10 protein-coding genes and 1 pseudogene are annotated in these 11,942 nt (G+C 39.3%); 3 read left to right on the forward strand and 8 right to left on the reverse strand.

The features are described from left to right. Positions 1 to 155 precede the first annotated feature (155 nt). A pseudogene (locus ACEYX7_RS10970) lies at positions 156 to 272 on the forward strand (IS1595 family transposase); the annotation flags it as partial. A gap of 33 nt (positions 273 to 305) precedes the next feature. Here ACEYX7_RS10970 and ACEYX7_RS09060 read toward each other — a convergent pair. The 6 genes from ACEYX7_RS09060 to ACEYX7_RS09085 form a co-directional block, all read right to left on the reverse strand. Further along, positions 306 to 569 carry a hypothetical protein gene (locus ACEYX7_RS09060; protein ID WP_374807038.1) on the reverse strand — a complete coding sequence of 88 codons (264 nt, stop codon included), beginning with the start codon at positions 567 to 569 and terminating at the stop codon, positions 306 to 308. Between the two features lie 215 nt (positions 570 to 784). Next, entirely contained in the window at positions 785 to 1,246 is a 462-nt protein-coding gene (gene tadA / locus ACEYX7_RS09065; protein WP_374802262.1) for a tRNA adenosine(34) deaminase TadA, read from the reverse strand. A gap of 79 nt (positions 1,247 to 1,325) precedes the next feature. Beyond that, positions 1,326 to 2,441 (reverse strand): enoyl-CoA hydratase/isomerase family protein, encoded by a 1,116-nt coding sequence (locus tag ACEYX7_RS09070; RefSeq protein WP_374802248.1) that lies wholly within the window; start codon positions 2,439 to 2,441, stop codon positions 1,326 to 1,328. Between the two features lie 63 nt (positions 2,442 to 2,504). Further along, positions 2,505 to 3,254: a uracil-DNA glycosylase gene (ung, locus tag ACEYX7_RS09075; RefSeq protein ID WP_374802246.1), complete on the reverse strand. Its 750-nt coding sequence runs from the start codon at positions 3,252 to 3,254 to the stop codon at positions 2,505 to 2,507. 25 nt (positions 3,255 to 3,279) lie between these two features. Beyond that, on the reverse strand, positions 3,280 to 3,882 hold the full coding sequence (locus tag ACEYX7_RS09080) for a 6-pyruvoyl trahydropterin synthase family protein (RefSeq protein WP_374802244.1): 603 nt from the start codon (positions 3,880 to 3,882) through the stop codon (positions 3,280 to 3,282). Between the two features lie 81 nt (positions 3,883 to 3,963). Next, positions 3,964 to 6,120 carry an AmpG family muropeptide MFS transporter gene (locus tag ACEYX7_RS09085; protein WP_374900465.1) on the reverse strand — a complete coding sequence of 719 codons (2,157 nt, stop codon included), beginning with the start codon at positions 6,118 to 6,120 and terminating at the stop codon, positions 3,964 to 3,966. A 298-nt stretch (positions 6,121 to 6,418) separates the two neighbouring features. Between ACEYX7_RS09085 and ACEYX7_RS09090 the strand changes: the two genes are divergently transcribed. Together ACEYX7_RS09090 and ACEYX7_RS09095 are read left to right on the forward strand one after the other, a co-directional pair. Beyond that, complete coding sequence (locus ACEYX7_RS09090) at positions 6,419 to 9,184, forward strand: Lon protease family protein (RefSeq protein ID WP_374802240.1); 2,766 nt, start codon at positions 6,419 to 6,421, stop codon at positions 9,182 to 9,184. Between the two features lie 184 nt (positions 9,185 to 9,368). Beyond that, positions 9,369 to 9,731, forward strand: coding sequence for a hypothetical protein (locus tag ACEYX7_RS09095; RefSeq protein ID WP_374802238.1), 363 nt, complete (start codon positions 9,369 to 9,371; stop codon positions 9,729 to 9,731). A 43-nt stretch (positions 9,732 to 9,774) separates the two neighbouring features. Here ACEYX7_RS09095 and ACEYX7_RS09100 read toward each other — a convergent pair whose 3' ends face one another. Continuing rightward, positions 9,775 to 9,948, reverse strand: a complete 174-nt coding sequence (locus ACEYX7_RS09100) for a hypothetical protein (protein ID WP_374802236.1) — start codon at positions 9,946 to 9,948, stop codon at positions 9,775 to 9,777. Positions 9,949 to 9,968: 20 nt separating this feature from the next. Then, the gene (lysS, locus tag ACEYX7_RS09105) at positions 9,969 to 11,498 is read right to left on the reverse strand and encodes a lysine--tRNA ligase (RefSeq protein WP_374802234.1); all 1,530 of its coding nucleotides are present in this window, start codon (positions 11,496 to 11,498) and stop codon (positions 9,969 to 9,971) included. Positions 11,499 to 11,942: the final 444 nt, after the last annotated feature.

An 11,942-nucleotide genomic window follows, 5' to 3' on the forward strand; every position in this document is an offset into this window, starting at 1 on the left:
GATGAATCTTTTGCTGCTAATATCTATCTGGCTGCAACAATAATCAATTTGCGTTAATTGTCAACACGCCCTAATATCTATCTGGCTGCAACAATAATCAATTTGCGTTAATTGTCAACACGCCCTAGCATAACATCACATGTTAGGCTATAAATATGAAGTATAACAGTAAGTTAAGCACTTACACTCTCAAAAAGATTATAAAATGCTTTTGTATCGACATTGACGCAACCAAAACTGCTTTGTTACTTGAAATAAACCGCAATACCATTACTCGTTAGTTTAGCATAAAAAGCCATGTGGATTTAATCTACTTGTATCAATCCCAATTCATTCACAAATATTCTGATTAGATGATGGTAAGGAATTTCTTTTCCAAAATTAAATATTGGCAATTCAGATTTTTGTAAAATTTTTAACCCAATTACTTGTAAAGATTGCCATTTTTGCTGAGTTAGCACATCAGATGATTGACACGCTTCAACACTAAATTTTTGAATAATATCAAGAAACGTCAAGAATTCATCACTATATTGATTGTCGCACATTAAAAAATCAAATTCATTCACCCAAGATTGATGATAATTTTCTAAGCAACGAAAATACATGTACAAATAAGGTATGCCATCATTTGAAAATTACCCCAAGCCCAATACTTGTTTTTGCTGTTGTATCTGCATATCAAATACGGACAATAGCATTAAAAATATATCAAAAGGCTGTTCTAACTCTTCAGGATCGATATCAATTTTAATCATTTTTTCATGCTAATTTTTTCAGTGATTTATTCAGCTAGTTTTGCTTTTTCCCGCCGTACTTTAAAAAAACTTTTTAGCATGGCTTGGCTTTCATCCGCCAAACAACCGCCAACAAATTCAAAATAATGATTATAAAAACCATCATTCAGCAATTGCCGACTACTCACCAACGACCCTGCTCTCGGCTCAAACGCCGCAAATACCACCCGAGCCACCCGAGCATGAATCAATGCTCCTACACATTGTGTACACGGCTCTAAAGTGACATATAGCGTACAATTTTCAGGCAAACGATAGTTTTGCAACTGCTGGCAAGCATGACGAATGGCTTGAATTTCCGCATGGGCAGTTGGGTCATGCGTGGCAATCGGACAGTTATAACCCATCGCCAATACTTGCCCATCATGCACCAATACTGCCCCTACAGGTACTTCGCCCAACTGCTCTGCCAATTGTGCTTGTTGCAATGCCAATCGCATAAAGTCCATATCTTCATCGGAAAATTCAGCAATCGGTTTTATGTCTTCAATTTGCAAAACCACAATATAACCACCTGAAAAAAATGCATTAAATCACGCCATAACGCTTGAGAACATCATTCCAACTTTTTACAGTTTGACTAACTGGCGGATAGCCGACAAAGGCATCTCGAATATGTTTGATTTGTCCAACTTGCCATTGTGGTTGTAGATCTTTATCGACCAATCTTGCTCGCACGCCTTCCACGAAGTCTGAATGCTGTACTTTCCACATTGAGATTTCATGTTCCAATTGAAACACTTCATCCCACGAACGCAAAGTTTTTGCCCATTGCCACAATAGCCACGTTAATGCAGCAGTGGTCGGTGAGCCGTGAGCCAAGTTTTCAGCGGCTTGTCTCAGCCAATCACTAGGGTGACTCATCAACTGACTAATCGCTTGATAATCTTGTAAAAAATCTTCGCCACGACAGGCTTGCTCAATGGTTTGTAAAGACTTTTGCAAAGGTCCAGCAGGTACAGGTCGATGTAAACTGTTCAACGTATCATCAATCGCACGAAAATCCCCTGCTGGATAATCATGCCATGCAATACTGGTCAAACGTTGCAATACCTGATCACGATTCCACGCACAAATATGTGTTGCCCAGCCGATACTGTACCCCCCTGCTGCGGTCATAATCGCCCCTGTCAAGCCGATAAACAAGCCAATCGTGCCACGATCAGCCAAAAAGCGAGTACCCCCTGCATCAGGATATAAACCAATATTGATTTCAGGCATGGCAAGGCGAGATTGCGGTGTGACTAAGCGAAATGGCGATGCCATAAATAAGCCCAAACCACCACCCATCACAAAGCCCTCACCCCATACCACTACAGGCTTAGCATAATGATGCAATAGTTTATCTAAAGCATATTCTTGGCTAAAAAACTGCTCGGCTGCGACAATATTATTTGCCAAAATATGCTGTCTTAAAGCACGTACATCACCGCCTGCACAAAAGGCTTTGGGCGTAGTGGAATCAAACCAAATGGCACGCACATCTTCGCGATGATGCAAATGCTCAAACATAGAGTGTAATGCTAATGTAATGTCTGCATCCAGTGCGTGCAAGGCTTTGGGGCGATTTAGACGAACCGCCCACCAGCCGTTACCCAAATTTTCTAATAAAATATCGGGATGTTGAATATAATCCATGTTCATTTTGATCGATCCTAGTACGGCAATCCAAGCTGTTTAATATGAAAATTGAAAATACATTGAAAATCAGCTAAATTGCCAATTGATCGGTGTGAGCCCTTGTTCAGTCAAATATTGATTGGTTTTTGAAAATACTTTACAACCAAAGAAGCCACCACGGTTGGCTGCTAATGGCGATGGATGAGCTGCTTTCAATACCAAGTGTTTACTCTCATCGATATATTGCCCTTTGCGTTGTGCATACGCCCCCCACAAAATAAATACCACACCGCTACGTTGTTGATTAATCACATCAATCACCGCATCGGTAAACTGCTCCCAGCCACGACGTTGATGCGATGCAGCTTGTCCTTGCTCTACAGTCAATACACTGTTGAGCAATAATACGCCTTGTTGCGACCAAGCGGATAAATCGCCATGATTTGGCATAGTCAAACCCAAATCGGTTTTGATTTCATGATAAATATTGCGTAATGATGGCGGTAAATCTACACCACGATTGACCGAAAAGCTTAGACCATTGGCTTGACCAAAACCATGGTAAGGATCTTGCCCCAAAATAACCACTTTTACTGCATCTAAAGGCACTTCATTTAATGCCCTAAAAATTTGTGCATTAGGTGGAAAAATGGTTTTACTCTGTTCATGCTCTGCTTTTAAAAAAGCACGTAAATCATTCATGGTCTGACTGGTCAGTGCTTTTGCAAGCGGATATTTCCAACTGTCATCAAGCTTTACCCGAGCGAGTTGCGCTTGTGCTTGTTCGTCCAAATCTAACGTATCTAGAAGTGATGGATTTACGATATGTTCAGTCATTGCTGTCCTTAAATCATTTTAACATTTACAGTAAACTGTTAACCTGCAAGCTCACTTGCGGATTTTGGAATGGTGTGCCATCTTTCAATTGTTGATATAGCGTTGGGATTGACCACTCTGCCTGAATTTGTTCAGAAAATTCGATACTGTCTAAACTCAATTGTCCCATATGTGGGTTATCGACATCTTCAGCAAAACATTGTGCATAGCCCGTGTCGGTTTCATGCACGATCACTGAGTGTACGCTGATTTCACCTTCACCATTATTCATTTGCGTATTATTCAACACTGCACGAACAAGGTAGAAAAATACCCGTGAAAATTGCTCTGCTGATGGAGATACTGGCAACGCAATCCATCTGGCACTGAATTTTTGGCACGCGTCGATATACTCAGCATCGTCCTTAGACCAATAGGTAATGGCATGATCAAAGCTATCAATCAAATCTTTAATCACGCCTTTCATCAAGCCGAAATCATAGACCATCTGCCCATGATCCAAACGGTTGGCTTGTAACAATACTTCGACTTTATAACTGTGACCATGCAATGAACGCTTGCAACGGTCAGAGCTGCAATTGCGTACAATATGTGCATTTTCAAATTTGAATAATTTACGAATTAGCATAGCCAACCTGCCAAATAAATAATACTTAAGTATAAATCAACTTAGCCAAACAACGCAAACCGAAGCAATCGATCATCACCATCATGCTTCTGTGCTTGGCTGATTTTGCTCATGCTGTCGCAACAATTTGCTTACCCATAATATCAAAAATAAAATCGGAATCGATAATAAAGCCGTCATCAAAAAGAAGTTCGGATAACCAATACTATCAACGATTTTACCCGAATAACCGCCAACAATTTTTGGTGTTAAAGTCATTAATGAGCTGAAAATCGCATATTGTACCGCAGTAAAAGAAACATTAGTCAAACTGGATAAAAAGGCAATAAATACTGCACCTGCTAAACCTGATGCCAAATTATCTAAAATAATCGCTGCATATAACCAAAATACGCTATATTCTTTAACGACTTTACCTTTGATGGTATATTCTTCTTTATCACTATTGATTAATGGTAAAGGTTCAATAAAATTATCCAGTTTATAACTATTAGCTTGTGCCAATAATTGATATTGCTGCTGATGTTTTAAATCTACGCCGTCTTGCTGATAACTGGCTAAAATCGTTTTTGTTGCAGATTTTGATAAATCATCAGCAGTAATTGCTGTACTAAATTTACCATCTTTATCAATTTTGGCATCATAATTTTTGCCATCTAGATTTAGTTTAACCACCGATTTATCTTTATTGCTAATTTGCTGTTCAGATAATCCTAAAATTTGCCCTTCAACCACCACACTTTGTTTTAATTCATTACTATCTAACTGATTATCACGACTGATTGGCAATAATTGCATTTGTACAGTTTGCCCTGCTTGTTGATGCAAATATGGCAACTCACGACTAATTACCAGCTCTGGTCGATTAGCATAAGCCACTGTAGTGCTAATATTTTGATTTTGCAATAAAAGCTGACTTGGCACATTAACTTTCCATGCCCCGACCTCATCGGTTTTTGCAATAAATTGTTGATTACCAATATTGACTGTGACATCCGTTGTTGTTGTGCCTGATTTCACCAAACCAATAAAAATCAAATTAGTGGTACTCATTAAAACTGCACCCAATAACATCATTTTCATAATATTAAAACGTTGCGATAATAATCCACCCAAAAAACCACCAACTAAAGCAAAAATCACACCATAAGTTTTTACCGCAGTGGCGATTTGCTCTTTGGTAAAATTCATATCTTGGTAAAAGACATTAGAGATTACGCCAGCGACAATATCCGATACACGATAAAAACCAATCATTAATAATAAAACCAATGCCAGCTTTAAACCATAACGCTGAAAAAAATCTTTAATCGGTGCAACCCAAATTTCCACCGCCATTTGTTTATTCACTACACCGAGTTTAACCAAAATCGTCCCGACAACTACAGCACTAATAATCGAAACAATAAAACGGACTGCCTCTAAACCAAATGATAATAACGGATCGGTTACAGCAAATTTTTCAAATGTTTCACCCACATAAATAAAACTCAAAACAAAACCAGCAACAGCAAAAATAAATACCGCCACCAAACGCAAATAATCTACTTTATGATAATCTTTATATATTCTTTGTACTTGTGGCTCTCGTATTACCAATGTGGTAATAATCCCCACCAGCATCGTCGCAGCCATAATAAAATACGTGGTTTGCCATGCGGTGTAAATATAATTACCCTTGGCTGTCCCCAATGCGGCAGCGATAAATAATGCCCCAGCTCCTGCCACAATCATACCGATACGATAGCCTGCATTATAGGTCGATGCCAGTACCGCTTGCATTTCTTTTTCAGCCAATTCAATACGATAGGCATCAATGACAATATCTTGTGTCGCAGATGCAAAGCCCAACAGCACTGCCCCAATTGCCATTTGTACCAAAGCAGAATTGCCCTGCGTAGGATCAGTCATCGCCATGATACAGATCGCCACCACAATCAGCGACTGTGCAATCAATAGCCATGCACGACGTCGCCCGAGCTTTTGCGTTAAATATGCTACAGGCAACTCATCAATCAGTGGTGCCCAAACAAACTTAAAAGAATAACCCAAAGCCGCCCAGCTAAACATGGTCACCGCACTACGGCTAATCCCTGCCTCACCTAACCATAATGATAAACTGGAAAAAATCAATAAAATCGGAATACCTGCCGAAAAGCCTAAAAACAGCATGATTAAAGCACGGCGGTCGGCAAATGCAGAAAATGCACTCTGCCAATTTTTGGTTGATTGAGACATGAAACTATCCTTGTAACAAAGGCAGATTTTAACAATGACAATAAAGGACGTAATGATTTTTACTTATATGGGCTGAGTTTGTAGCAGATATCAGTAAAACACTCGCATTTAATGTTAAGCTTTTCATATTCATATTGCAATGCCATTTACATTTTTGCTTATGGAAAATATAACGACTGATTTATAAAGCATAGTTCGCTATGCTTTAAAACATCATCACTTTTATCAGCTTTTCCAATGCTAGTAAAATATAATAAATCCGCTATAATGAAAGCCTTTTTCGATAATTGTATGATAGATGATGAAACCAGCAATGCCACAAACTACTTCGAGTAACGATGAACATATCAATGACGATATGGCAAAAAATAGTACGGACAACGACTCAGCACAAGCAATAAAAAATGCACCAATAAGTGACGACCACTCGCTCTCACAAAACACCATTTCAGAAGATACAGATACCCAAAAATCAAACAACAATAAGCAAAGTCCTGAGAAAAAATTGCAAAAAATACAACGTTTAAAACTCAATCAAAGTCAAACTATCATCAGTGCCTTACAGCGTGCAGAATTAAAAGACTTATGCCAAGCAACTGCTTTACAAGCTGAACAGCTCACCCGTCAAGTCGATTTAGCAAGCTTACCACGCAACAGTAAAAAAATTAAAAATCAACATGATGGCACACGCTTTTTAGGGCAAGCTCGAGCAAAACAAGCCATCGAAACGGCTATTCATTTGCCATTTTCAGGTTATCATGTCGTGGCTGTCGGTGCATCTGGATTAGGCAAACGCACTATGATTCAGCGTTTATTACAACAACATGCCAAGACTTTGCCTACGCCAAGTGATTGGGTCTATGTCAATGATTTTGACGATGCTCGTCATCCTTTGGCATTGCGTTTGACTGCTGGGCAAGCGGTTAAATTTCAAAAAGCGGTGCATGATGCGTGGCTCAGTATTTTTAAACAAATCCAAAGTAAGTTTAATGCAGAAAGTTATCATCGCCGTATCGATATGTTGCGTGAGCAGACCAATCGCCAACAACAAGACGCCCTATTGGCATTGACGCAAGAAAGTGCCAAGTTGAATTTAAAATTTGTCAGCCAAGAAGACGAAAATTATTTTGTACCATTGGATAGTAACGATCCGAACCAACAATTATCACAGCAACAAGTCAATCAACTTGACAGTGAAGTACGTATTAAGATCGCCAGCGATATTCGTCGTATGGAAAAGAAGCTCAGCCAACTGGGGACAAAGTTCAGCAGTATGGAAGAGCAAGTGCAGGAAAAAATTGTGCACTACAACAAAGAACTTGCCAAAAAAATCATTCAACCAAAACTCAACACTATCTCACAGCGTTTTGAGCATATCGATGGCTTGGAGCATTATTTACAGCGTTATTGTGAAGATGTGATTGAACATATTGACCTGATTTTAAGCGGCGAAGATGATGATTTTCGCCCGAGTATGTTTAGCCGCATTCCTGCTCGTTATCAAGTCAATGTGGTAGCAAGCCACAAGCTAAATGCGGGTGCACCTGTGATTTTTGAAGACTTCCCAACTCACTACCATTTGCTTGGTCATGTCGAGCAAATGACTCGTATGGGCAGTATTCTGACCGATTTTAGCTTGATTCGTGCAGGGGCATTGCATCAAGCCAATGGCGGTTTTTTGATTTTACAAGCTGAGCAACTGCTTGAGCATCCTTATGCTTGGCAAGGCTTAAAGCGTGCCTTAAAATCACGCCAACTCAAGTTATCTTCACTTGAACAATTATTAACCTTGACAGGTAGCGTTTCGATTGAACCGCAAAGTATCGCATTAAATGTCAAAGTGATTTTGTTGGCAGAAGAAAGTACTTATCATGAATTGGTCGAGTACGATCCAGAGTTTTTAAGTCTATTTAAAATCCGTGCTGATTTTAATTATGCCATTAAACGTACGCCTGAACATGAGCAAGATTACTTGCAATTGGTGGCAGATTTTGTTGAAACAGAAAAATTATTGCCGATTGACAATACTGGACTCGCTTCAATTCTCAATGATGCCAGTCGCCAAGCCCAAAGTCAGCATTATCTGTCTTTGCATGCGTCAAACTTGGGGGATTTGTTAAGAGAATCACAATATTATGCTGAGCAACAACAGCACAAAAATATTACTGCTGAACATATTCAACAAGCCATTCGTCAGCGTGAATATCGCCTAGACCATCTGCGTGAGCTATACTGGGACGATTATGTGATGAAAACTCAATTGATCGAAACACAAGGTGCTGTGATCGGTCAAGTCAATGCTTTGACGGTTATCGATTATGCAGGGGCTGAGTTTGGTTTGCCGTCACGTTTGACCGCATCAGTCTCGCACGGTGACGGTGAAGTGTTGGATATTGAGCGTAGTGTGGAGCTAGGTGGTTCATTACACGCAAAAGGCATTCTCATCATGTCTAGCTATCTCAAAGCCTACTTCGGTCATTCACAACGTTTGCATTTTAGTGCATCCATCGCCCATGAACAGAGCTATAACGGCATTGATGGCGATAGTGCTACTATGGCAGAAGTGTGTGCCTTGATTTCTGCAATCAGTCAATTGCCTGTAGATCAATCATGGAGCATCACTGGTTCGATGAACCAATTCGGGCAAGCCCAACCGATTGGCGGTATTAATGCCAAGATTGAAAGTTTTTATGACTTATGTCAATTGCAAGGCTTGACAGGTCAGCAAGGTGTCATCATTCCCAAAGCCAATATGCAACACTTGATGTTAAGAGATGATGTAGTACAAGCCGTTGCGGAGCAAAAGTTCCATATTCATGCTGTAGAGCATATTGAAGATGCCTTGGCGTTGATTTTAGCAACACCAGTCGGTGAGTTAGATGATAAATTACGCTATAGCAAAGGTTCAATTTTTGCGAGAGTGATGAAACAATTGGATATTTGGCAAGCCATTCATGATGGTGAAGACGACGAGGAAGCACCAAAAGTCAAAAAGAAAAAGAAGAAAAAATCAGGCAAAAAAGATAAAGGCGATAAAGATGAGCATTTGCATGGGGAAACTTAAGCAATAAAGCCTCAATATCAATCAGCAAATGCTCTCATTCCTTTTAATTAGAGCATTTGCTGATATGATAATTTCGCACGACTTTACAATAAAAAAACAAAACCCTACGTACACGTTCAACCTTTTACAACGAATAATAGGCATAATTTTATTGTATCTTATAAACCAACATTCTGGAGATAAAATGTTCAACAAATTTCACATGGTGGCATTAGCAGGCTTTGCTACATTTCTTACAGCTTGTGCAACCACGCAACCGACCAGCCTAGCCATTCAAAATCAACAAAAACAATATAAGGTGATTGGTATGGGCAAGGATCAACTCACCGCACGCAATAATGCTATCCGCTCAGCACAAGAATCTTGTCCACGCTTGAGCAGACCTATTTTAGTCAAAGAAAATACAGAATATAAAGGCATCGCAGATGAAAGAACTGGTCGTTTAATCAATCAAGCTGGTGCAGTGCTTGGCGTGTTCACAGGTAAAAAAGTCAATTTGGCACAAGATACCGATTACCAAGTGACTTTGGATTTTGAATGTCGATAATGAAGAATTGAAAAGTAAAAAAGCCCCTTTCTCGGGGGCTTTCCTATTTCAAAAATACAAAATACCATATCAAGGTAAATACAACCGCAGTTAAAATAATCAACAATAAGGGATGTTCTTTAAAACCACGATGAATAAAGCTTTCCAGCAAACAATCAAAAATAAAGCCAAAGATTAAGCGCAACGGATGAATTAATATACGAATAAAGTCTTCCATACGCTTAATCCTATTTGCAGTTAACTTTCTTTGTGTCGCATGTGTGGGAACAAAATCACATCACGAATACTTGGTGCATTGGCAAACAACATGACTAGACGATCAATACCAATACCTTCACCTGCGGTTGGTGGTAAGCCATATTCTAATGCTTCGACAAAGTCGGCATCATAGTGCATCGCTTCATCATCACCTGCATCTTTTTCTGCCACTTGAGCTTGGAAACGTTCTGCTTGGTCGATCGGGTCATTTAACTCACTAAAGCCATTTGCCAATTCACGACCACCGATAAACATCTCAAAACGATCTGTGATGTGTGGGTTATCATCATTGCGACGTGCAAGCGGTGAAGTTTCTGCTGGGTATTCAGTCACAAACGTTGGCTGACGTAATTGGGTTTCTACCGTTTCTTCAAATACGATAGTCTGTAATTTACCTAAGCCAAAACTTGGTTTAACCTGCTCTTTCAAAGTTTCTTGTACGAATTTTGCCAAGAACTCACGATCATTAACATTTTCAGTGGTAAAGCTTGGATTATGTTCCAAAATCGCATCAAACATCGAAATCTTTTTGAAAGGACCTTTAAAGCTATACACTTCATCGCCATACGGCACATCGGTACTGCCTAAAATATCAATTGCCAATTTTTCAAGCATATTCTCAGTCAATGCCATCAAATCTTTATAATCTGCATAGGCTTGATAGAATTCAATCATGGTGAATTCTGGGTTATGACGCGTTGATACGCCTTCGTTACGGAAGTTACGGTTGATTTCAAATACACGCTCAAAACCACCTACTACCAAACGTTTTAAGTATAATTCTGGGGCAATACGCAAAAATAATGGCATATCCAAGGCATTATGATGCGTTTCAAATGGACGAGCCGCCGCACCACCTGGGATGACGTGCATCATCGGGGTTTCGACTTCCATAAAACGTTCATTAGTCAAAAATGCACGAATACCTGCTACGACCTTGGCACGGATTTCAAAAGTCTTACGCGTGTCTTCATTGACGATTAAATCTAAATAACGCTTACGATATTTGGTTTCGGTGTCATTCAAACCATGGAATTTATCTGGTAATGGACGCAATGATTTATTCAATAATTCAAATTGTTCCATATGGATATACAGATCACCTTTGCCCGAACGACCGATATAACCGCCTGCTGCCACAATGTCGCCCAAATCAAGCAATTTAATCAATTCTAATTGTTCAGCTGGCAAACCTTTACGATCCACATAAAGCTGAATACGACCCGTCATATCCTGAATCACGATAAATGAACCACGGTTAAACATCACACGTCCAGCAACTTTGGCATAGACTTTTTCACCTGCTTCAATCGTTGCCTTATCCACATCAGCGAATCGGACTTGTAAATCGTCAGCATAATCTTCGCGTTTAAACGTATTCGGATAAGCAGTTTTGCCTTGTTGCTCAGCATCTTGTTGTAATTGTTTAAGTTTGGCATGACGCTGTGCAATTAAATCATTTTCTGAAATGTCTGACTGTGCTTCAGGAGCTTGGTTTGGTTGCGTCATACGAACACCTTAAAATTGGAAAATACATAAAGAAAAAATAGACAGATAAAATAGCATAAAACAAGGCGTTTTAGCAAAAAAATTAGTATAAATACACCGCTTAAATTGCAAGGGAGTCTGGTCAAACCAAAATGGTGAAGTAAAAAAATAAAGTGCAATTGGTCATTATTGCACTTGGATAAGATGAATAGCTTATGATTATTGTTTGTATTTATGTGATAATTATTCACGCGAAAACGTAAGCTATCTCTACCAAACAAGTGTCACACAAAACTCATATTGAAAGATTAACTTAAATCTTTTAATTTATAAACATATTGATGCCGAGCGTGATAAATTTGCAAAAAATGCGTGATAAATCATTTTGAGCTAGGGCGTGTTGACAATTAACGCAAATTGATTATTGTTGCAGCCAGATAGATATTAGCAGCAAAAGATTCATCG

The sequence above is a fragment of the Hubeiibacter jixunmingi genome (genome assembly GCF_041928215.1).
Lineage (GTDB): Bacteria > Pseudomonadota > Gammaproteobacteria > Pseudomonadales > Moraxellaceae > Acinetobacter.